Origin of the sequence: Glutamicibacter creatinolyticus (assembly GCF_006094275.1) — a bacterium.
Lineage (GTDB): Bacteria > Actinomycetota > Actinomycetes > Actinomycetales > Micrococcaceae > Glutamicibacter > Glutamicibacter creatinolyticus.
The window spans coordinates 668671-689715 of sequence record NZ_CP034412.1; the positions used below are offsets into that span (position 1 = coordinate 668671).

Consider the following 21045-nt stretch of genomic DNA (forward strand, 5'->3'; position numbering starts at 1 on the left):
GTTCGACACTGGATGGTTGCCCGCGCGTTTGACGGGGCCGCCGGCCGGCGGCCCAGCGGAATTCCGGTGCGGGCTTTTCCCACTGATGCGTGGGGAGAGCCCCCACGCTGAATTCGAGAACGGGTGGATCGTCATGGCCCAACAGACCGAACTAGCCCCCAGGACCTATGTGCTGGACACCTCGGTGCTGCTCTCTGACCCGCATGCCATCTTCAACTTTGCCGAGCATCCGGTGGTGATCCCGCTGACCGTGGTCACCGAACTGGAGCACAAGCGCAAGGACCTGGAGCTGGGATACTTCGCCCGACAGGCGCTGCGGAACCTCGACGATCTGATTCAGGAGCACGGCGGACTGGGCACGGCGGTGCCGGTGGGGGAATCCGGCGGGAGCCTGCGCATCGAACTGAACAACATCGCCCAGGAAGTGCTGCCGGTGGGGATGCGCAGCACCGACAACGACAGCCGGATCCTGGCGGTGGCCAAGAACATCCTGGATACCGGGCTTGAGGTCGCGCTGGTGACCAAGGACCTGCCGATGCGCATCAAGGCCTCGGCGATCGGCATCCACGCGGAGGTGTACCGCAGTGAACTGACCCGCTCCTCGGGCTGGAGCGGGATCCAGGAGCTGGAGCTGGACGCCCAGGCGATGGCCGAACTCTACGAATCCGAGCGGCTCGACGCCCCACCCGAGGTGGCCGACGCGCCGGTGAACACCGGGTTGGTGATCACCTCGGTGCGTGGTTCAGCGCTGGGACGCAAGGTGCACGACGGATCGATCCGGCTGGTGCGCGGGGACCGGGAGGCGTTCGGGCTGCACGGGCGCAGCGCCGAACAGCGCATCGCCCTGGACCTGCTGCTCGATGAGTCGGTGGGCATCGTCTCGCTGGGCGGGCGGGCCGGCACTGGCAAGTCGGCGCTGGCCCTGTGCGCGGGCATGGAGGCGGTGCTGGAGCGGCGCGAACACCGCAAGATCACCGTGTTCCGCCCGCTGTACGCCGTTGGCGGCCAGGAGCTGGGGTACCTGCCCGGCTCGGAGGGGGAGAAGATGAACCCCTGGGCGCAGGCCGTGTTCGACACGCTCAGCTCGGTGGTCTCCAAGAACGTGATCGATGAGGTCGTGGAACGCGGAATGCTGGAGGTGCTGCCGCTGACCCACATCCGCGGCCGCTCACTGCATGACACGTTCGTGATCGTGGACGAGGCGCAGTCCCTGGAACGCAATGTGCTGCTCACGGTGCTTTCGCGCATCGGGCAGCATTCCAAGGTGGTGCTCACCCACGACGTGGCCCAACGCGACAACCTGCATGTGGGCCGGCACGACGGGGTGGCGGCCGTGGTGGAGCAGCTCAAGGGCCACGACCTGTTTGGGCACGTGACCCTCACCCGCTCGGAACGCTCGGCAATCGCGGCACTGGTCACCGAGATGCTCGACGCGAAGGTGCGCTAGCGCCGCTTCAGCCCGGTCCCGCCGGGATCCTGCGCCGTTCGCGGGCGCAGGGTCCAGGGCCTGGGGGCGCGCACATCGACCAGGGTTGGGGTGGGGGCGGTGAACAGCGAGTCGATGTAGTACTCGTTGTGCGCCAGCACCCGCACCCGCAGGGTGGGCGCCGGCTCACCGTCCAGCACCTCGCGGCGCAGCAGGATCCCGGTCTGCCGGTCCAACTCCACCAGGGTGCGCGTTCCGGCGGGAACCAGCGGGTAGCCGGGCACCGCGGGCCGGTAGTTGTGCCCGGCGCTGAGTACCGCCGCCAGGACGGGGCGGCCCTGGGCATCGGTTGATTCACGCAGCTCGTGGATGAAGGTCGGGTGGTTGAACGCCAGCTCCAGGCTCGCCGGTTCCTCCCCGGCCAACTCATAGGGGTCCAGTACCGCCTGCAGGAACGGCAGCGGCAACAAATCCCCAAACCCCTGGATGGCCGGTCGCCGGTACACCAGGTGGTCATCCCCGAACACCGGGGTGACCAGGGACGCTGGCAGCTGCCAGGAGGCCGCGGTGGCGGCCACATAGTCCAGCCCCCGGTCCTGGGTGAAGCGTTCGCGCTGGAAGACCAACTGGTCCCGGTCGTTGGAGATTGCCACCGCCTCCCGGGAGCGCAGCAGCACCGTAAGTTCACCTTCCAGCCCCAGCTCTTCGCGGGCGTAGGCCGGCGGGAGGTCAACGCTCAAGCGCAGGCTGCTGGAGAGCCAGGGGGCCGAGCGCGCCAGGGCGCGCAGGTGCCGGCGGGCCGCGGAATCCGGCAGCCGGCCACCGGGAAAGTACTGATCGCGCGCTGGGGAGCTCATACACCCAGTCTAGGAGCCCCGCGCCACGGGACAAGGGCGCCGGTGGACGGGGCGGGGATTCGCACCGGGAGGGCTGGTTCCGGGCTCGGCCGGATTGTGCACAGCCCCCGGCCGGCTGCCCCGCGAATGCCGAATGCGGCCTATGCTCTGTACATGGTGGGTCTGCTGCTGGGTGAAGCGTCCCGGGCCGGGTTCGTCCCGGCCGGGGTGTCGCTGGCCGCGCTGTGGACCGACGGGTCCTGGCTGCGGATGGCCGGCGTCGCCTATGTGCTGTGCTTCCTGTATTTCGGTACTCGCTTGAGCCTGACCGACATTGCGGTGCACCGGCTGCCGAACCGGCTGGTGGCCCGGTGGGCCGGGGCCAGCGCCGGGCTGCTGCTGCTGATCAGCGTGTTGCGTGGGAACCTTGTCGACCTGCTGTGGGCGGGACTGGGTTTGCTGCTGTTGGGCGGGGGCTACCTGCTGGTTGCGGTGCTCGGACGCGGGGCCATGGGAATGGGGGATGTGAAGCTGGCCGGTGTGCTGGGACTGAACCTGGGCTACTTTTCGCTCGGCTCCTTGCTGCTGGCTACCCTGTTCGCCTTTGTCAGCGCCAGCCTGGTGGTGCTTGGCGGGATGCTGCTGCGCAAACTGAGCATGAAGTCCCATGTGCCCTTCGGCCCGTTCATGATCCTGGGTGCGGCGATCGCCTTGGGTATGACACCATGAACGGATGGCTACCCCCGAATTCATCACGGCACTGCGCCACCATGTCGGCACCGCACCGCTCTGGCTGTCGGGGGTGAAAGTGGTGGTGCTCGATCAGCGTGGTGTGCTGCTGGTGCGCCGCTCGGACAACGGGCTGTGGACGCTGCCAGCCGGAATCATCGAGCCGGGGGAGGAGCCGGCAGTGACCGCGGTGCGCGAGGTGCAGGAGGAAACCGGGGTGCGCTGTGCGGTGACGCACCTGATCGGGGTGGGGGTAACCGCACCCACCCAGTACCCGAATGGGGACCAGGCCCAGTACGTGGACATCGTCTTCCGGGCCGAGGCCCTGGATGAGCTCCAGCCCCGGCCGTTGGACGGGGAGAACCTGGAAACCGCGTACTTCGCGCTGGACGCCTACCCCCAGCTGCCGCCGCTGCATGAGCGGGCGCTGCGCTGGGCCCTGGCGCCCCGGGTGGGTGGCTACTTCGGCTAAGCCCTCCTTACCGGGCCGGAACGTGAAACGGCGGCGGGCCGTCGGTGACGACACGCCGCCGGGAGACGAAGCGGCGAAGGCTAGTGCTTGCCGGTCATCGTGGAGACATCCAGCAGCTCATCGAGCTGCTCCTCGGAAATCTCCCCGCGCTGCACAAAGCCCAGGGCGATGGTGGCCTCGCGGACGGTCAGCTTTTCGGCCACGGCCTTCTTGGCGATCTTCGCCGCGTTCTCGTAGCCAATCAGCTTGTTCAGCGGGGTCACGATCGAGGGGGACGCCTCGGCCAGGAAACGGGCGCGCTCCTCGTTCGCGGTAATCCCGTCGATCATCTTCTCGGCCATCACCTGGCTGACGTTGGTCAGCAGGCGGATGGATTCAAGCAGGTTCGCAGCCATCACCGGGATGCCCACGTTCAGCTCGAACATGCCGTTGGTGCCGGACCAGGCGATGGTGGTGTCATTGCCGATGACCTGGGCGGCGGCCTGGATGGCGGCCTCGGAAATTACCGGGTTGACCTTGCCGGGCATGATCGAGGAACCGGGCTGCAGGTCCGGGATCGCGATTTCGCCCAGCCCGGTGTTCGGGCCCGAACCCATCCAGCGCAGGTCGTTGTTGATCTTCATGTAGGAGATCGCGATCGAACGCAGCACCGCGGAGGCCTCGACCAGGCCGTCGCGGTTGGCCTGGGCCTCGAAATGGTTGCGGGCCTCGGTGATCGGCAGCCCGGTGTCCTCGCTCAGGAACTTCAGCACGTGCTGCGGGAAGCCCTCCGGGGTGTTGATGCCGGTGCCGACGGCGGTGCCGCCCAGCGGGACCTCGGCCACGCGCGGAAGGGCGGCCTGGATCCGTTCGATGCCGTAGCGCACCTGGGCGGCGTAACCGCCGAATTCCTGGCCCAGGGTGACCGGGGTGGCGTCCATCAGGTGGGTGCGCCCGGACTTGACGATGTCCTTGAACTCTTCGGCCTTGGCCTCCAGCGAGGCGGCGAGCACCTCCAGCGCCGGGATCAGCTTGCCGGTCAGCGCCGCGGTCGCGGCCACGTGCACCGAGGTGGGGAACACGTCATTGGAGGACTGGGACGCGTTTACATGGTCGTTGGGGTGCACGGTGGTGGAGGAGCCGGCCTCGGCCAGGTGGCGGCTGGCCAGCTCGGCGATGACCTCGTTGGTGTTCATGTTCGAGCTGGTGCCTGAACCGGTCTGGAACACGTCAATGGGGAAGTGCCCGTCATACTCGCCGCTGGCCACGGCGTCGGCGGCGGCGATGATCGCCTCGGCACGTTCCCCGTCGATGACACCCAATTCGAGGTTGGCGCGCGCGGCCGCCTTCTTTACCTGCGCCAGGGCCTTGATGTGCTCGGACTCCAGGCGCTTGCCGGAGATCGGGAAGTTTTCCACGGCACGCTGGGTCTGGGCGCGGTACAGCGCGTCCTTCGGGACCCGGACTTCGCCCATGGTGTCGTGTTCAATGCGGAAATCATCACTACTGGTCATGGCTTAACGCTACGTGCGAGGTGCATTAGGAAACAACTGTGTAGTCTAAAAATCACCCATGGTAGTGATGCGGGTCACCGGGTGGCGTGGGGTGCTTCCGCGGAACCGGGTTCGACTAGGAGATGCCGAAGCCGGAGACGATCTGCGCCTTGCCTTCGGCCAGCCGGTAGGTCACCCCCACCACCGCGGTGCGTCCGCTGTGGACCGCGTCCCCGATGATGCGCGAGCGCTCCACGAGTCGTTCGGAGGTTTGCTGGACATGCTCGACGACGGTGGAGTTCACATCAAACAGGTTGTGGCTTTCGGCGGCGAACACCGAGGGGGTGATGTGCTCGACCAGATCACGGATGAACCCCTGGGGCATGTTGCCGGTGTGGCGGGATTCCATGGCACTGGTCACCGCTCCGCAGTTATCGTGGCCCAGGATCACTATCAGCGGGATGTTCAGCAGCTGCACCGCGTACTCCAGGGAGCCAAGGCTCGCGGTGTCGATGACGTGCCCGGCGGTGCGCACCACGAACATGTCACCGAGCCCGACATCGAAGATGATCTCCGCGGCCAGCCGGGAATCGGAGCAGCCGAAGATCACCGCAAACGGTTCCTGGGAGTGGATCAGCGACTGGCGCCGGGCCCCGTCCTGGTTCGGGTGGCGGGTCTGCCCGTTGACAAAGCGGAAGTTGCCTTCGCGCAGCAGGTGCCAGGCCTGGCGCGGGCTCAGGCGCGGTGCAAGGTGGTGTTCGGGCATGGGTGTGGTCCTTGGTGGCGTACCGGGCGGAGTCGGTGGGTGGAGTGCGGCCGGCGGGCCTGGGCTGGCGGTGCTACTTGACCTGCTGGGTGGCTACCTGGGCCAGGTTGAACAGCTGTTGGGGGGAAGTGTCGCTGGAGAGGATGAGCGTGGAGTCGCTGCGCTGGGAGATCAGGTAGCTCTGATCGTCCTTGGTCCGCTGCTCCCATTCGGCCCCACCAATGTTCAGCTTGTCGGTGGGCGTCGCGTTGTCGGTGATGGTCGCCAGCCAGCTGGCGTTGAACTGCTCATTGGAGATCTGGCGGACCCACACGAAGTCCTTCTCCTGCATCACCAGGCCAAATTCCCAGTACGAAACTTCCTGCACCTGGGAGGTCTTCCAGCGGGCAAAGTTCGCGTACTCGCCCTCACCCAGCTGCGGTGTCCATGGCTCGAAGCTCGCCTCGGGGGCCGCCTGTTCGGCGACCTGCTGCAGGTTCACTGCCCGGTCGGCCTCATCGGCCTTCTGCAGCGGGTTCAGCAGCAGGATTGGGATGACCGCCGCCACCGTGAACAGCAGTGAGAGCACCATCCCCTTGAACGTCTGGTTCGCCCGCTTGGCCTGGCTCTGGGTGAGCTGCGGCTTGTAGGGCAAATCCTCGAACGTCGCCTCGGGGTCGTTCAGGTCACGGCGCGCCGCCGGGGCGTCCGTGGGAGTGGTTTCAGGCTGCTGGTCATTGCTTGGCTGCACCCCACCATTCTCCCCGAAGCCGGCGCACAAATCGAACCAAGGTGGCCGAGGACACGCCCACCGCCCGGGCGGGGGAGGCCCCAATCCGCTCATACTGTTCTCCCGGCGGACGGGTGTGTCAGGTGATGTCGTGTGATTCAGCCTAAAGACGGCCAAGCGATATGATGGGGATGTTTGCATAGGCGCAATACCTTACGACCGAAGCGATGGGAATTTTCGTGACCGAAAAGAACAACTTTGCCCAACTCTCTCCACGACTGTCGGTATCCGAGGCCGAACCGGACCGTAACCTGGCGCTGGAATTGGTGCGTGCCACCGAGGCCGCGGCCATCGCCTCCTCCCCGTGGGTGGGCTTCGGTGACAAGAATGCGGCCGACGGCGCGGCCGTGGACGCCATGCGCGGCCTGCTGTCCACCGTGAACTTCAACGGCGTGGTCGTCATCGGCGAGGGCGAGAAGGACGAAGCCCCGATGCTGTTCAACGGCGAGAAGCTGGGCACCGGCACCGGCGCGGAATGCGACGTCGCGGTGGACCCGATCGACGGCACCCGGCTGACCGCCCTGGGCCTGAACAACGCCCTGTCCGTGCTGGCGGTGGCCGACCGCGGTTCCATGTTTGACCCGTCGGCCGTGTTCTACATGGAGAAGCTGGTCACCGGGCCCGAAGCGGCCGAGCTGGTGGACCTGCGTCTGCCGGTGAAGCAGAACCTGCACCTGATGGCCAAGGCCAAGGGCAAGAAGATGAGCCAGATTACCGTAACCGTGCTGGACCGTCCCCGCCACGAGAAGCTGATCAACGAGATCCGTGAGGCCGGCGCCCGCGTGAAGCTGATCATGGACGGCGACGTGGCCGGCGCGATTGCCGCCACCCGTGAGGGGACCGGCGTGGATGCGCTGATGGGCATCGGCGGAACCCCGGAGGGCATCGTCACCGCGTGCGCGATCAAGGCACTGGGCGGGGTCATCCAGGGCCGGCTGTGGCCCACCGATGAGGCCGAACGCAACAAGGCCCTGGAGGCCGGCCACGACCTGGACCGCGTGCTGACCACCAACGACCTGGTCACCTCCGACAACTGCTACTTTGCCGCCACCGGCATCACCGACGGTGACCTGCTGCGCGGGGTGCGGTACAAGCACAACCGCATCCACACCCAGTCGATCGTGATGCGTTCGAAGTCCGGCACCATCCGCTTCGTCGAGGGCGAGCACGCCCAGGACAAGTGGGAAGCCTACACCCGCTAGGCTTTCCCGCCACCATCAAAGGCTTCGGCCGTTGCCCCCGGATGTTTCCGGAAGGCAACGGCCGAAGCCTTTTGCATTATGCGGGGAATGGCCCCTAGCCCTGAGGGCGGGGCCGCCCTCCGGTTTAGTCTCCTGGGGTCTGGGCGCTGGCCAGGAACAGGGTCGCGTCCGTCCCATCCAGCACCTGGGCCAGCACGGGGGAGCCGGCCGGCAGGAACACCGAGTCCCCGCGGTGCAGCTGAAGCTGCCGGCCGTCGCGCTGCAGGGTGAAGCTGCCGCCGGTGCACAGCGCGATCCCGGCCCCGTGGCAGGCCAGCTGCTGAGCCCGGCCCTCGGCAGACAGCTGCAGCACCTGCAGCTGGAATTCGTCGAAGTCCGGGGTGTACAGGGTGTTGCCCGGCCCGAGGGTCGCGCCGGACAGCGCGGTGGCTTGACCCGGCTGGGTGTGGGTGATGGCCAGCAGCTCGGGCACGTCGATGTGCTTGCTGGTCAGCCCGCCGCGCAGCACATTGTCCGAGTTGGCCATCACCTCGATGCCCACCCCGCGCAAATAGGCGTGCAGGTAGCCGGCCTGCATGCAGATGACCTCACCGGCCTTGAGGTCGACCACGTTCATCAGCAGGGTGACCAGCACCCCGGGATCCGCCGGGTAGTAGCCGGCCGCCCAGGCCAGTTCATCCAGCTGCCGGTTTTGGCGCAGCTGCGGGTGAGCGGTGATGGCGGTGACCATCTCATCGACCAGTTTCCCGATACGCTGATCCCCGCCGAGGACCAGGGCCAGCGCCTGGCCCAGCGGGTCCTCCTCCCGGTCCAGCACGTCGACCAGCTCCCGGCTGATGGCTGCGGCCGGCTCGGAGAGCCATGGCTGCAGGCGCTGCAGGTCGGCAATGATCTGGGCCGGGGCCCGGAAGCCGCTGAGCGCCACGAAGTCGCCCAGCGCGTAGAGCATCTCAGGTTTGTGGTTTGCGTCCTTGTAGTTGCGGTGGGCGGCATCCCGCCCGATCCCGGCCTGCTCTTCACGCTCGAATCCCGCCGCGGCCTGCTCCAGGGACGGGTGCACCTGAATGGACAGCGGCTGGTCGGCGGCGAGCACCTTCATCAGGAACGGCAGCTGGCCATAGCGATCGCTGACCGCCTGGCCCAGCAGCTGCGGGGTGTCGGCCAGCAGCTCATCAAGCCCCTGGCCGGTCTCGCGCAGCCGGCTGGGGTTGCCCGGGTGGGCGCCCAACCAGAGCTCGGCCTGCGGGGTCGCGTCGGTCTGCAGACCCAGCAGCGAGGAAATAGCGTCCGGCGAACCCCAATGGTAAGTGCGGATGCTGTTGTGCAGGTGAAACATGTACGTCAGCTGACCTTTCATCACGGAGAAACAAACATGTTCGGGGTTCGGTTTGGGGTGGAGGGAAATTTCTTAGGGAACCCGGCACTCGTCGTTGTTCGCCGCGATCTGGCTGATGCGCGTGGTGTAGCCGTAGCGTTCGAGCTGCACCAGGTACTCCTCGGTGATCGGGTCCCCGTTGGGCTGGGTGAATTCCTGGTCGCCGGTGGTGGACAGGGCCCGGTCGTCGCTCGGGCTGGCCGATGCGGAGGACTCGGTGGGGGTCGTGGAGGACTTCTCCTCCTTCTTGTCGTCCTTCTTCTCGTCCTTCTTTGGGTCCTTGGAGGCTTCCTTCGGCTTCTCCGGCTCGCCCTGCTTGGCGATCATCTCGTCGATGCGCTGGTGGATCTTGTCGAAGTCCGGGTAGGTGGAGAAGGTGCGCTCAAAGTCAGGGGCCCCCAAGGTCAGCCGGTCAAAGGGGGTCTTGCGGGCCTTTTCGGCCAGCGAGATGAACGATCCGAGCTGGCTGGCGGGGATGTCGGTCTCCACCAGCTCCTCGCCGGCGTCCATGATCGTGGTGAAGCGTGAGAGCACGTTCTGCGGGGTGATCTGGGCGATGATCGCCTGCTGCAGGCACTGCTGGCGCTTGATGCGGTGGTAGTCATCGGTGAAGTCGCGCGAGCGGGCGAACCACAGGGCCTGCTTGCCGTTGAAGTGCTTCTCGCCGGGGGAGAACCAGTGGGTGTTGATGTTGGTGCCTTCCCACTTCTTCCCGTTGTAGGGCACCCAGCCCCCGGAAATCACCTTCACGCCGCCCACCGCGTCAACGAAGGACTCGAAGCCCGCCATGTCGACCATGACGTAGCCCTGCACCTGCAGGCCGGTGGTGCCTTCCATGGCATCCATGACCGCCTGGGCGCCCACGTTCTTCACCGAGGCGGGGAAGGCGTCGGCGTGATGGTCCACCGCGTCGCGGTAGATGGCGTTGAACAGGCATTCGTTGCCGCAGTCATAGCCCTTCGGCCAGGCCTTCTTCATCGGCGAGTCCGCCGCGAACTGAGCCTTTTGGAAGTTGCGGGGGATGGAGATCATCAGCGACTTGCCGGTCTTGGCGTCCACCGAGAGCAGCGCCATCGAGTCGGTGCGCACCCCGTCACGGTTATCGCCGGAGTCCGCGCCGAGGATGGCGATGTTGTAGCGCCCGTCGACCGGGTCGAAGGCCGGGCCCTCGTCGAAGACTTTGGTGATGGTCTCCCGCCCGGTGTTCAGCAGCGAGGCGCCGTAGATGAAGATGCCGCTGGTCCCGGCGACCGCCAGCACCAGGAACAGCGCCACGATCCCGCGCATGCCCGGGGCCAGCAGCTTCGGGCGGATGATTACCAGCGTGTTGATGAACATGATCAGCCAGCCCACGGCGAGCACCGAGAGCACGATGATCAGGAACAGCTGGAAGTTCGGATGCCCGGCCCAGTTCAGCAGGATCGAGTAGTCGATGAAGTAGATCGCCACGAGGGCGAGGATTGCCAGCCAGCACAGCATGGTCAGGCTCACCACGAAGCGGCCCAGGCGGCGGTTGCCGGCGATCAGCTGGGCGCTTCCGGGGAACACGATGGTCAGCAGGACCAGGATCAGGGCGCGCTTGGAGCGCGCCGGCGAGGACAGTGTTTCCGGTTGGCGCAGCAGGCCGGGTGCACGATGGCTGGCAGAACCCATATAGCTAGAGACTTTCCTTGATCAGGACGCGAAATTTTCGTCGGCGACTTCAGCACGCAGGGCGGCACCCTTGGCGTGCGCTGAATCGCGCAGGGAGTCCGCGAATTCAAGCAACTTATTTTGTAACGTGCGGGCGTGTTCGTCGGTTCCCGCCGCGAGCATGCGCACGGCCAGCAGCCCGGCGTTGCGGGCCCCGCCGATGGAGACGGTGGCCACCGGCACGCCGGCGGGCATCTGCACGATGGACAGCAGCGAGTCCATCCCGTCCAGTTTGGCCAGCGGGACCGGCACGCCGATCACCGGCAGCGGGGTCACCGAGGCGAGCATGCCCGGCAGGTGGGCGGCGCCGCCGGCGCCGGCGATGATGATGCGCAGGCCGCGTTCGTGGGCCTTCTTTCCGTACTCGATCATCTCGGTGGGCATGCGGTGCGCGGAGACCACGTCGGCTTCGAAGGGGATGCCGAACTCGGTCAGGGCCTGGGCGGCCAGGCGCATGACCGGCCAGTCGGAGTCCGAACCCATCACGAGGCCGACCACGGGGGCAGAGGTTGTCATTCGTTGCTTCCTTGAACTTGTCTTGGGGTGGCGCAGGCCACCACCACTAGGCATAGGCTATGCGTTTTGCTTCACGCCGTCACGGATCAACGCGGCCACCATCTCGGCGCGCTGACGCAGTTCATCAACTGTTTGCCCGGTGTTGGCCACCACGTTCACGTGCCCGATCTTGCGTCCGGGGCGCACGGACTTGCCGTAGGCATGCACCTTGACCTCTGGCGCAGCACCCAGTGCGGCGGAGAAGGCGGAGTACAGGTCCTGGTTTTCTCCACCGAGGTAGTTTTTCATCACGGTCAGGCCCAGTTCGCGGGTTTCGCCCAGCGGCAGGTCCAGCACGGCGCGCAGGTGCTGCTCAAACTGGCTCGTGACCGAGCCGTTCATGGTCCAGTGCCCGGTGTTGTGCGGGCGCATCGCCAGCTCGTTGATCACAAAGCCGGCCCCGCTGCCGGGGGTCTCGAACAGCTCCGCGGCCATCACGCCGGTGACGCCGAACTGTTCGGCGATGCGCAGCGCCGCGGCGGCTGCGGCCTCGGCCACGGCCGGATCGATGTCCTGGGCCGGGGCGATGACCTCATCGCACACCCCGTCCACCTGGATGGTGTGCACCACCGGCCACGCCTTGGCCTGGCCGGAGGGGGTGCGGGCCACCAGTGCGGAAAGCTCGCGGGAGAAGTTGACCTTGTCCTCGGCCAGCAGCGCGCCGTTGGCGAACCAGTCGGCCGCATCGCGGGCGGCCTGGGCATCGTCCAGGATACGCACGCCCTTGCCGTCGTAACCGCCGCGCGGGGTCTTCAGCACGATCGGCCAGCCGATCTCGTCGCCGAAGGCGATCAGTTCCGCAACGTTCTTTACCTTGGCCCAACGCGGGTTGGGCAAGCCCAGCTGCTCGATGGCCTGGCGCATCACGAGCTTGTCCTGCGCATGGATCAGGGCCTCGGGGCGGGGCTGGATGTTCACCCCTTCGCTGATCAATGTGCTCAGGTGTTCATTGGGCACGTGTTCGTGGTCGAAGGTGACCACGTCCAGGCCCTTGGCGAAGTGACGCAGCGTATCCAGGTCCTTGTAATCACCCACGGGGGCGTCGGGGACGCTGCGGGCCGCCGAGACGTCCTCGGCCTCGGCCAGCACATGTAGTTCGAAGCCAAGATTCAGGGCCTCGGGGGCCATCATGCGGGCCAACTGCCCGCCACCAATTACACCAATTTTCGGAAAGCTCACCCCTCTAGGGTAGCGAAACTCTGGCTCCCGCCCGTTCCCCCGAGCCCCGGCAAGCGCCCATCCACGGTCATTTATCAGGAAAAGCCGATATTATGAACTGTTTGTATCAAGGGATAAGACAGCTAAATCTGCCAGAATCGCCATCTGTGTGATGTAGGTTCTGGCCCGTGGCAGCGCACCGAGAACGGTGGAGGCGGGCCGCGGCACGTCTGGAGGAAAATGTTCGAACGCATCAGCGTCAAGATCCGTGGACTGGTTTCCACGCTTTGGCGGGAAGTGGCGAAATTCGGTGTCGTCGGCGGGGCCGCTTTTGTGGTCGACTCCGCGATCTATTTGTGGATGCTCTCGGGCCCCATGAGCGATTCGCCGGTGAAGGCCAAGATTGTTGCTGGTGTGGTCGCGACGTTGTTCTCCTGGGTGGCCAACCGCTACTGGACCTTCCGCCACCGCCGCCAGGCGAACGTGGTGCGGGAACTGGTGATGTTCCTGGTCATGAACGCCATCGGCCTGGGCATCGCGGCCGCCTGTGTGTGGGTGACCAAGTACATGCTCGGCTTGACCGACACCACCAGCGTATTCATCGCCGGTTCGGTGGTCGGGCTGATCCTGGGCACCATCTTCCGCTTTTTCGCCTATAAGTTCTGGGTCTTCGGCGGGGAACGCACCGAAATCCTGCCCGACACCGAGCCGGCCCTGGTGGGTGCCGCCTCCTCCGAAGCGGAAGTCATTGCCGTTCGTTCGCAGGGCGCGCCATCCAGCACCGTGGGGCCGGACACCGGAAGCATCGGGCTGAGCCGACCAGAATCGGCCTAGCGTCCTCTGTCACCATCCACGTGATGATGGGCAAGGTGCCCGCCCCGCAGTACGCGGCGGCGGGCACCTTGCTTTCAACCGTTTCGGGTCTCGTGGCCGGCCGTAGCCCTAGTGTTCGGGGTGGCGGGCGGTGACGCGTTCACCCTCCAGCAGCCGCGGAGTGATTTCAACTCCCGGCCCGACCAACACCAGCGCGTCCCCGGCCTGCCACTGGCCGATGGCAAAGGGCAGCAGCCTTTCCATGCCCAGCTCGCTGGAGACCAGGATCGTTCCCTGCGCCCGGCCCGGGTGGGAGAAGAGCTGCTCGTAGCTGAGCTCGGCGTTGGCGGTGCGCAGCGCGCTCAGGCTGCCGCCGACCGGTTGCGGGTAGTAGTCGTCGGCAAAGGCGCGTACCTCGGTGTTGTAGTCCTCGGCCGGTCCCAGATCCCCGGTGAAGGACAGGGCCAGTGCGGCCAGGTCCACACCCAGCACGTCCGCGCTTGCCGGAATGTGCGCCCCGGCCGGACGGTCGCTGATCCACAACGCGGCGGTGGCGGATTGCGGGTCATCGGGGGTGATGACGGCCGCCCCGTGGTGCCAGGCCGCGACGGCCAGCACCAGGCTCTTCCAGTGGACGGGCAGGTCGAAGACCAGCTCGCTGGCTTCCTGGACGTCGAACAGCTCGGCGAGCAGGTTCGCCGTTTTCGCCACCCAGTTGTCGAAGACCCGTCCGCTCAGTTCAATGCGCTCACCGTCGGCAGAATGCCAGATCAGCCAGGGGGTTGCGTCGGCGCGGCGGGGGCCAAGTAACTTTTCGACGAAAGGTAACGAATTGGTATCGATTGTCATGCTGAACCTCAATCGCTTGCTGGGAATTCACCGGGAATGCGCGGAAGTGGCGACTCGCCCGGATTGGCGGGGGATTTCTCCGGCGTGTTGTGAAGACACAATGCCGAGATCTGTCCATAGAATATCCTCCCCGCTTGACTCTCGAGGAGTTACACCGATGTAATTAGATGGTGCGCCGGACGCCGGTAAGAGTTTTTCGATATTTCGATGGACTAACCGGAGTCGAGGCGTGTGGCATCGTCAGGATGCCTGAGACGAGACGTGTAGCGAAAGGGTCAACATCACCATGGCGAAGATGGAGCAGGGGTACTCCGAGTATTCGACATCGGCTGTTGCGTCCGCCCAGTATGGGGTTCAGGGCGCTCCGTCCGATTGGTTTGTCGATCCGCAGGCCGACGGGGCATCGCAGTCCTCCGTCGCCGCCGATTTGGAGAATGCCGCGGATGCATTCCTGCGTGAACACCAGACCCAGTCGCAGCCGGACGAGGACAACACCGGCTCCTGGGCTCCGGAACTGGATGAAAACGACCAGATGCGTGAGAGCATTAAGGCTGTCTGGCTGGGAATCGGTGGGGAAGTCGACGAGGGTGAACTCGGTTGGCAGGCCCGTGCGCTGTGTGCGCAGACCGACCCGGAGGCCTTCTTCCCGGAGAAGGGCGGCTCGACCCGCGACGCCAAGCGTGTCTGCGGGGCCTGTGTGGTCCGCTCCGAATGCCTGGAGTACGCATTGAGCAATGATGAGCGCTTCGGCATCTGGGGAGGCCTGTCCGAGCGTGAACGTCGTCGTCTACGGAAACGAGCAATCTAATTCGCCCGCAAGTTCATGTCACCGCCATCGTTGCCACGCACGATGGCGCTGACTTTTTACCACGCACTTTAGCCGCGCTGCGCAACCAGTCCCGGCCCATTGAACGGTTCATCGGGGTTGATGCCAGCTCCACCGACGGCTCCGCCCAGGTGTTGAGCGCCAACCTGCCGTCCAATGCGCTGATCGTCAGGGCGGACAAGCACTCGCTGGGCCTGTCGGTGGCCGAAGCCGTGGCCAGCCTGCCCGATGCCCGCGCGGATCGCGATGAATGGCTGTGGATCATCCACGACGACTCGATGCCGGCCCCCGACGCCCTGGAGGCGCTGACCACGGTGGTTGAGGCCAGCGAGTCGGTGACGATCGCCGGGTGCAAGCTGCTGGACATCGACTCCCCGCGACGGCTGATCGACGTGGGGCTGAGCACCGACCGCAAGGCGCAGCGGCTGACCATGGTCGACATCGACGAGGTGGACCAGGGCCAGTACGACGCGCGCAGCGACTACTTTGCGGTCTCCTCGGCCGGCATGTTCATCCGCCGCGACGTGTTCGAGGAGCTGGGCGGCTTTGATCCGGCCCTGCCCGGACGCGGGGACGACATCGACCTGTGCTGGCGCAACCGTCTGGCCGGTCACCGCGTGGTGGTGGTCCCGGCGGCGAAGATGTACCACCGCACGGACGTGCATGCGGCGCTGGCCGGGCCGAAGGAGGCCCGCCGCTCCGAGGTCTACCTGCGCCTGAAGCACGCCTCGGCGCCGGCGCTGCCGTTTGTGTGGCTGGGGATCCTGCTGGCCGGGATCGGGCATTTCTTCCTCTCGCTGCTGGCCAAGGATCCGGGCCATGCGTTCAACCACCTCGGTGCCACGCTGCGCGGGTTGTTCAGCCCGGTGAAGCTGGCCGCCTCCCGGCGCCAGGCCAAGGCCAGCCGGCGGGTCTCCCGCCACCAGGCGACCCGGCTGATGGTTCCGGCGGTGGAGGTGCGCGAATACCGGCGCAACCTCAGCGCCAAGGCCGAGGAGCACCAGGTGTTCGGCGACGGCACCGGCGCGGAGCCCGCAGCCGAGCCCAGCGGGGACAACTTCTCCGACTTTGTGCGCATCGCCGGGCCGCCGAAGACCACCGCGGTCTTCTCCCTGATTCTTTCCCTGCTGCTGACCACCGGCGTCTCGCTGGTGGCGTGGCGTTCGCTGCTCGGCGCCCAGGCCCTGGGCGGCGGGGCGCTCAAGCCGTTGTCGCTGAGCCTGAGCGAGATTTCCCGCAACGCCTTTGGCTGGTGGCAGCCGGCCGGCAGCGGCCTGGGGGCCGCACCGGATAACACCGACCTGCTGTACTGGCTGCTTTCCGCGCTCAGCTTCGACCACGCCAACCAGGCCAGCGCGGTGCTGCTGCTGGCCGCGATGCCGCTGGCCGCCCTGTTCGCCTGGTTCGGCGCCGGGGCGCTTTCCCGCTCCCGGGCGGTGCGCTTTGTGCTCAGCCTGTTCTGGGGCCTGTCCCCGGTGCTGTTCTCCGCCCTGGCCTCCGGCCGGGTGGGCGCGGCGCTGATCCATGTGCTGTTGCCGCTGCTGTTCCTGGCGGTGCTGCGCGCGCTGAAGGCCGGGATCGGGCATGAGCCCACGGCCGGTGCCGCCGGGATTTCCAACGCCTCGGCGTGGACCGCCTCGGCCTGCGCGGCCCTGCTGCTGTTCGTGATTTCGGCCGGGTCCTTCCCGTTCTTCCTGCTGTTGTGCGTGCTGCTGTACCTGGTGGCCATCACCCGCGCCCGCCAGGCGCGCACCCTGTGGTGGGTGCCGCTGCCGGCGCTGGTGTGGAACCTGCCGCTGCTGTTGGAGGCGCTGGGCAACCCGCGCCTGCTGTTCACCGAGCCGGGCGTGCCTTCCGCGTTCACCCCGGCCGCCCCGTGGCAGCAGCTGCTGGGCTTCCCGGAGGCGTTTGACGCCGCCGGCACCCCTCTGGGCTTCGGCTTCCTGCCCGAGGGCCCGTGGGCGCTGGTGCTGGCCCTGCTGGTCGGCGCCCCACTGGTGGCGCTGGCCGTGGTGGGCACCATCGGCAGCGCCGCCACCGGCCAGCGCACCCTGCGTTCGAACTGCCGGATGATGGTGCTCGGTGCCCTGCTGTCACTCGTCGCCGGGTGGGGGATTGGCTTCATCCCGGTGGGCATCGACTCGCAGCAGACGGTCAGCGCCTACACCGGCCCGTTTGTCTCACTGACAGTGTTCGCCCTGCTGGCTGCGGCGGCCAACGCGGTCGCCGCATTGCGCGCCGAACACCACGCCCACGGGCACCGGGCCCGCGGCGCCGCGCCGACCCTGAAGCTGCTGGCCGTGTGCTCCGCGGTGAGCGTGGTGGCCTGCGGTGCGGTGGCCGTGGCCGCCACCCTGGATGTGCCGGCCCCACAGCAGTCCCCGACCGCCCTGGTGGCCGGGCAGCAGGTGCACGCCTCGGCTGAACGCAGCATCCCGGCCACGGCCGCCGATGCCGGACGCGGCCCGCTGCAGGAGCGCACCCTGGTGCTGCGCCAGCGGGCGGATGGCAGCATCGACAGTGAACTGGTCTCCGGGGCCGGGCAAAGCCTGGACTCGCTCAGCCGCAGCTCCCAGGTGGCGCAGCTGACCGGTTCGCTGCTGCACCCTGAACGCAATGAGAATTCGGTGCCGCAGGACCTGCAGCGCCAGGCCGTGGCGATGTTGCTGGCCGATTCGACCGTGGACGCCCGGGAAAACCTGCGCCAGCTTGGCGTCGGGTATGTGGTGCTGGACCAGGCCGGGGAACCCTCGGCCATGGTGCGCACCCTGGACGCCGCCAGCGGCCTGGCCGCCATCGGGCAGACCGACAGCGGCTGGCTGTGGCGGGTGACCTACGATGACGCGGTGGACGCCGGTACCGGATTCGCCCGCCTGGTCGCCGAGGACGGCAGCGTGCAGGTGCTCGACAGCCGCCGCGGCACCCTGCGCGACGTGCAGATTCCGGCCGCGCAGCAGCCGCGCACCCTGGTGCTGGCCACCGGTGTGGACAGCCGCTTCAACGCCAGCCTGGACGGGCAGCAGCTGCGCCCGGTGACCTACCCGCAGGACGGGGAACAACGCTGGGCGCAGGCGTTCGAGGTGCCCGCCCAGGGCGGGGCACTGAACGTCGGCTACCAGCAGCTGCTGGCCGTGCCGCTGCTGGTGCTCGGCGCGGTGGTGCTGCTGGTGACCGGGCTGCTGGCCATCCCGGTCCCGGCCGGGCGCCGGCTCTCCGGATACCGGGATGCCGACTTCCGTTTCCGTGAGGAACCGGTATCGGTGGGCACTGCGCACGGTGCCACCGTGGCCCCGCAGCGCCCGGAGCCGACGATGCACGCCGAGCAGCTGGAGGAACCGGCCCCGCAGCTGGTGCCCGACACCCCGCTCAGCCGACGCCAGGCCCGGGAGCGCCAGCGTGAGCTGCGCGACCAGCTGGCCCCGAAGGCCAGTGACCGGTTGTCCGATTCCAGCGTTGAGCAGGAGAAGAAATAGTGGCTGACGAATCGAAGAAGCCGATGGACGACCAGCCGAACACCGGGCGGGAGGACAACGCCAAGGGAGCGCAGGGAACCCCGGCCCCGAAGCCGGCTTCCGGCGCGCTGCCCGAACCCAAGCCGGCGGCCCCCCAACCGGTTACCGAGGCCAGCGGGTCCCACCGCGCCGCCGAGCCCGGTGCGGGTGCCGGCGCACCCGAGGGCGACGCGCCGAGCCCCGCCGAACTCAAGCGCCGGGCCAAGGCGGAGGCCAAGGCCGAGAAGAAGGCGCAGAAGCTGCGCCAGAAGCGGGAGAAGGCGCGCGGGCGCACCCGGGGCAACGAGCCGAACGAGGCATCTGCCGCCGGCAGCGCAGCAGAACCCGCGAAGAAGCCCGCGCAGCGCCAGCCGCAGGCCACGGATCCGGCTTCGGCACCCGCAAAGCCCTCCGGCCCACAGCCCGGGACCGCCCAGGCGGGCACGGATCGCCCCCAGACCAGCACGCCCGAGGGCGCCGGACCCGGAGCCGCGGGCACACCCGCGAGCCCGGTGCCCAAGCCGGCCGACGCCTCTGACGCCGCCCCGGCCCAGCCCGGCGGGCCGGCGCGGGCCACGGAGCACGCGCACAAGCCGGCGTCCACCGATGCAGCGTCCGCTCCGGAGCGGTCCGCCACGGGCAAGGACGCGGGCAACACCGCGGGGTCCGGTGCCGCCGCGGGCAGCGCCGCCGGGGCCCAGGCCGCCAGCGGCGCCGCCGCCCAACAGAAGCCGACCGCTTCGGACACCCGGGGCGAAAGCGCCGGCACGACTGGAGCCCAGCCCGGAACCCCCGTCCCGCAGGCGACGGCGGCCGGTGCCGCCGCCACCGACCTGGATTCGAAGGCGGCCAAGCGCCGCCGCAAGCGGGAGAAGGCGCAGGCCGCCGCGGCCCGCGACAGCCGGCACTCCGGACGGCGCAAGGCCGGGGCGGTGGCCGGCAGCACCCTGGTGGTGCTCCTGGCCGGCGGCGCCGTCGCGGCGGGATCGCTGTTCGCCCCGCAGGCCGAACCGGGCAAACTGCCCAGCGCGGTCACCAGCCTGCCAGCGGGGGACAGCGTGTACACCTGCCCGCAGGTGCCGCAGCTGCTCAAGGGCGTGGACGGCACCGACCCGCAGTTCGCCCCGGGCGCCAAGGACGTGTCCACCACCATCCGCAGCGCCGTGGTCTCGGACCTGGCCAAGCGCATCCCGGGATCCGGGCTCGGTGAGCTGGGCCAGGACGAATCCCGCCAGCTGACCAAGCGCATCCCGGACGAGCAGGCCCGCGAGGCCCGCGGTTCGGATGACCAGGGCCTGACCGGGCGCACCGCCCAGGTGGGCAACACCGCGAACCTGGACCCGCTGCAGGTGCTGCGCATCCAGCCGCTGGGGGATCTGCCCTCCATCGGCAGCGGGCTGCGCAGCTACCAGGCCAAGGACGGGGACCTGGCCGGGTTGGCCGCGGGCAACTGTGTTGCCGCCGCGTCGAACTGGCGGTTCACCGGCCTGCAGACCACCACTGGCAGCTCCTCGGTGCTGCACCTGGCCAACCCGACCTCCACCACCGCCCAGGTCTCCATTGAGCTGCGCGGTCCGCAGGGGCTGGTCGACACCTCCACGCTGCAGGAAATCGTGCTGGCCCCCGGGGCGAGCCGGGCCATCGTGCTCGGCGGCTACGCGCAGGGCCAGGAGTCGGTCTCCGCGAACATCCGCTCGCTGGGCGGGAAGATCACCGCCAGCATCCAGCAGTCCGCGCTGCGCGGGCTGACCCCCTCGGGGGTGGACTTCGTCGCGGCCAGCGCCCCGGCGGCCAACACCCAGGTGATCCCCGGGGTGTGGATCGATGAGAAGTCGAACATCGACGAACTGACCGCAGATGCTGCGGCGAAGAACCTGGTGCCGCAGCTGCACGTGTCCGCCACCGGCGCCGCCGGGGCCGGGTTCAGCGTCAAGGTGCTCGACGAGCGCGGCGAGGTCGCCGCGAAGTTCGATGACCACCTGGCCGTCGCCTCGAACGCCACCTCGATCGTGGACCTGCGCCAGCTGGACTCCGGGTACTACACCGTGGTGGTGGAGGCCGATGACCCGGTGACCGCCGCGGTGCGCATGGTGCGCGGAAAGAACCCGAAGGACTCCTCGGACACCGCCTGGGCCAGCAGCTCCCAGCCGCTGGTGGGCAACCAGGTGACCCCGCTTTCGGCCCACGGCAACGCGACCTTCACGATCGCCGCCCCGCAGGGTGAAGCCACCGTCAACGCCGTGGTGATCTCCAAGGACGGGTCGATGGCCGAAGGCCAGGAGCTGAAGGTGCCCGCCGGCACCTCACGCACCTTCAAGCCCACCGACGTTTCCGAAGACGCCCAGGCGGTGCTGTTCCAGGCCGACGCGGACGCCTACATTGCCCAGACCCTGCTCGGCTCGGACCGTTCGGTCAGCTGGGCGAAGATGCCGCCGGCCAGCGTCGGCAGCGAAGGCATCGTGGTGAACGTCGGGGACTAGCCGCCACCAACGATTGAACCCCGGCCGGCAGGACCCCACACGGTCGCTGCCGGCCGGGGTTCTGTGTATTGTGCCCCGCCCGGACGCACTGCCGCTGGCGCGGGCCCCGGTTCCAAGGCTACTGACAGGAAAAC

At 67.8% G+C, this 21045-nt stretch carries 17 protein-coding genes; 8 read left to right on the plus strand and 9 right to left on the minus strand.

Going from position 1 to position 21045, the window contains the following annotated elements:
• Positions 1-133: 133 nt before the first annotated feature.
• Positions 134-1447, plus strand: coding sequence for an RNA 5'-3' helicase PhoH2 (phoH2, locus tag GcLGCM259_RS03090; RefSeq protein WP_246049731.1), 1314 nt, complete (start codon positions 134-136; stop codon positions 1445-1447).
• On the opposite strand, the gene GcLGCM259_RS03095 is transcribed toward phoH2, so the two are convergent.
• The gene (locus GcLGCM259_RS03095) at positions 1444-2283 is read right to left on the minus strand and encodes a hypothetical protein (protein WP_138925727.1); all 840 of its coding nucleotides are present in this window, start codon (positions 2281-2283) and stop codon (positions 1444-1446) included. The two genes, phoH2 and GcLGCM259_RS03095, sit on opposite strands and share 4 nt — an antisense overlap.
• A 153-nt stretch (positions 2284-2436) precedes the next feature.
• On the opposite strand from GcLGCM259_RS03095, the gene GcLGCM259_RS03100 reads away from it, so the two are divergent.
• Together GcLGCM259_RS03100 and GcLGCM259_RS03105 are read left to right on the plus strand one after the other, a co-directional pair.
• The gene (locus GcLGCM259_RS03100; RefSeq protein WP_175419305.1) at positions 2437-2991 is read left to right on the plus strand and encodes a prepilin peptidase; all 555 of its coding nucleotides are present in this window, start codon (positions 2437-2439) and stop codon (positions 2989-2991) included.
• Between the two features lie 4 nt (positions 2992-2995).
• Positions 2996-3463, plus strand: a complete 468-nt coding sequence (locus GcLGCM259_RS03105; protein ID WP_054821268.1) for an NUDIX hydrolase — start codon at positions 2996-2998, stop codon at positions 3461-3463.
• A gap of 80 nt (positions 3464-3543) precedes the next feature.
• Here GcLGCM259_RS03105 and GcLGCM259_RS03110 read toward each other — a convergent pair whose 3' ends face one another.
• The 3 genes from GcLGCM259_RS03110 to GcLGCM259_RS03120 all read right to left on the minus strand — a co-directional run bounded on the left by GcLGCM259_RS03110 (position 3544) and on the right by GcLGCM259_RS03120 (position 6431).
• Positions 3544-4956, minus strand: coding sequence for a class II fumarate hydratase (locus GcLGCM259_RS03110; RefSeq protein ID WP_138925729.1), 1413 nt, complete (start codon positions 4954-4956; stop codon positions 3544-3546).
• A 115-nt stretch (positions 4957-5071) separates the two neighbouring features.
• A complete protein-coding gene (locus GcLGCM259_RS03115) occupies positions 5072-5701 on the minus strand; it encodes a carbonic anhydrase (RefSeq protein WP_138925730.1) in 630 nt (209 codons plus the stop codon).
• Between the two features lie 73 nt (positions 5702-5774).
• Positions 5775-6431: a DUF4245 domain-containing protein gene (locus GcLGCM259_RS03120; RefSeq protein ID WP_175419306.1), complete on the minus strand. Its 657-nt coding sequence runs from the start codon at positions 6429-6431 to the stop codon at positions 5775-5777.
• Between the two features lie 206 nt (positions 6432-6637).
• Between GcLGCM259_RS03120 and glpX the strand changes: the two genes are divergently transcribed.
• Entirely contained in the window at positions 6638-7672 is a 1035-nt protein-coding gene (gene glpX / locus GcLGCM259_RS03125; protein ID WP_138173619.1) for a class II fructose-bisphosphatase, read from the plus strand.
• 124 nt (positions 7673-7796) lie between these two features.
• Here glpX and manA read toward each other — a convergent pair whose 3' ends face one another.
• The 4 genes from manA to GcLGCM259_RS03145 all read right to left on the minus strand — a co-directional run bounded on the left by manA (position 7797) and on the right by GcLGCM259_RS03145 (position 12425).
• Positions 7797-9008 (minus strand): mannose-6-phosphate isomerase, class I, encoded by a 1212-nt coding sequence (gene manA / locus GcLGCM259_RS03130; protein WP_171021097.1) that lies wholly within the window; start codon positions 9006-9008, stop codon positions 7797-7799.
• A gap of 72 nt (positions 9009-9080) precedes the next feature.
• A complete protein-coding gene (locus tag GcLGCM259_RS03135; RefSeq protein WP_138925733.1) occupies positions 9081-10700 on the minus strand; it encodes an LCP family protein in 1620 nt (539 codons plus the stop codon).
• A gap of 21 nt (positions 10701-10721) precedes the next feature.
• Positions 10722-11255: a 5-(carboxyamino)imidazole ribonucleotide mutase gene (purE, locus tag GcLGCM259_RS03140; protein WP_138925734.1), complete on the minus strand. Its 534-nt coding sequence runs from the start codon at positions 11253-11255 to the stop codon at positions 10722-10724.
• A gap of 57 nt (positions 11256-11312) precedes the next feature.
• On the minus strand, positions 11313-12425 hold the full coding sequence (locus tag GcLGCM259_RS03145; RefSeq protein WP_246049844.1) for a 5-(carboxyamino)imidazole ribonucleotide synthase: 1113 nt from the start codon (positions 12423-12425) through the stop codon (positions 11313-11315).
• Positions 12426-12692: 267 nt separating this feature from the next.
• On the opposite strand from GcLGCM259_RS03145, the gene GcLGCM259_RS03150 reads away from it, so the two are divergent.
• Complete coding sequence (locus GcLGCM259_RS03150; protein ID WP_138925736.1) at positions 12693-13286, plus strand: GtrA family protein; 594 nt, start codon at positions 12693-12695, stop codon at positions 13284-13286.
• Positions 13287-13394: 108 nt separating this feature from the next.
• On the opposite strand, the gene GcLGCM259_RS03155 is transcribed toward GcLGCM259_RS03150, so the two are convergent.
• Positions 13395-14114 carry a TIGR03089 family protein gene (locus GcLGCM259_RS03155; protein WP_138925737.1) on the minus strand — a complete coding sequence of 240 codons (720 nt, stop codon included), beginning with the start codon at positions 14112-14114 and terminating at the stop codon, positions 13395-13397.
• Positions 14115-14400: 286 nt separating this feature from the next.
• Between GcLGCM259_RS03155 and GcLGCM259_RS15685 the strand changes: the two genes are divergently transcribed.
• The 3 genes from GcLGCM259_RS15685 to GcLGCM259_RS03170 are packed head-to-tail and all read left to right on the plus strand — an operon-like array spanning position 14401 to position 20911.
• The gene (locus GcLGCM259_RS15685) at positions 14401-14922 is read left to right on the plus strand and encodes a WhiB family transcriptional regulator (protein ID WP_138175411.1); all 522 of its coding nucleotides are present in this window, start codon (positions 14401-14403) and stop codon (positions 14920-14922) included.
• A gap of 26 nt (positions 14923-14948) precedes the next feature.
• The gene (locus GcLGCM259_RS15485) at positions 14949-18413 is read left to right on the plus strand and encodes a glycosyltransferase (RefSeq protein WP_246049846.1); all 3465 of its coding nucleotides are present in this window, start codon (positions 14949-14951) and stop codon (positions 18411-18413) included.
• Positions 18413-20911 carry a DUF5719 family protein gene (locus tag GcLGCM259_RS03170; protein WP_138925739.1) on the plus strand — a complete coding sequence of 833 codons (2499 nt, stop codon included), beginning with the start codon at positions 18413-18415 and terminating at the stop codon, positions 20909-20911. The genes GcLGCM259_RS15485 and GcLGCM259_RS03170 overlap by 1 nt, the downstream gene beginning before the upstream one ends.
• Positions 20912-21045: the final 134 nt, after the last annotated feature.

Excerpts from the sequence above, each read along its gene's own strand:
- phoH2 (WP_246049731.1), top strand. The coding sequence starts at position 134 with ATGGCCCAACAGACCGAACTAGCCCCCAGGACCTATGTGCTGGACACC.
- GcLGCM259_RS03095 (WP_138925727.1), bottom strand. The coding sequence starts at position 2,283 with ATGAGCTCCCCAGCGCGCGATCAGTACTTTCCCGGTGGCCGGCTGCCG.
- GcLGCM259_RS03100 (WP_175419305.1), top strand. The coding sequence starts at position 2,437 with ATGGTGGGTCTGCTGCTGGGTGAAGCGTCCCGGGCCGGGTTCGTCCCG.
- GcLGCM259_RS03105 (WP_054821268.1), top strand. The coding sequence starts at position 2,996 with ATGGCTACCCCCGAATTCATCACGGCACTGCGCCACCATGTCGGCACC.
- GcLGCM259_RS03110 (WP_138925729.1), bottom strand. The coding sequence starts at position 4,956 with ATGACCAGTAGTGATGATTTCCGCATTGAACACGACACCATGGGCGAA.
- GcLGCM259_RS03115 (WP_138925730.1), bottom strand. The coding sequence starts at position 5,701 with ATGCCCGAACACCACCTTGCACCGCGCCTGAGCCCGCGCCAGGCCTGG.
- glpX (WP_138173619.1), top strand. The coding sequence starts at position 6,638 with ATGGGAATTTTCGTGACCGAAAAGAACAACTTTGCCCAACTCTCTCCA.
- manA (WP_171021097.1), bottom strand. The coding sequence starts at position 9,008 with ATGTTTCACCTGCACAACAGCATCCGCACTTACCATTGGGGTTCGCCG.
- GcLGCM259_RS03135 (WP_138925733.1), bottom strand. The coding sequence starts at position 10,700 with ATGGGTTCTGCCAGCCATCGTGCACCCGGCCTGCTGCGCCAACCGGAA.
- purE (WP_138925734.1), bottom strand. The coding sequence starts at position 11,255 with ATGACAACCTCTGCCCCCGTGGTCGGCCTCGTGATGGGTTCGGACTCC.
- GcLGCM259_RS03145 (WP_246049844.1), bottom strand. The coding sequence starts at position 12,425 with ATGATGGCCCCCGAGGCCCTGAATCTTGGCTTCGAACTACATGTGCTG.
- GcLGCM259_RS03150 (WP_138925736.1), top strand. The coding sequence starts at position 12,693 with ATGTTCGAACGCATCAGCGTCAAGATCCGTGGACTGGTTTCCACGCTT.
- GcLGCM259_RS03155 (WP_138925737.1), bottom strand. The coding sequence starts at position 14,114 with ATGACAATCGATACCAATTCGTTACCTTTCGTCGAAAAGTTACTTGGC.
- GcLGCM259_RS15685 (WP_138175411.1), top strand. The coding sequence starts at position 14,401 with ATGGCGAAGATGGAGCAGGGGTACTCCGAGTATTCGACATCGGCTGTT.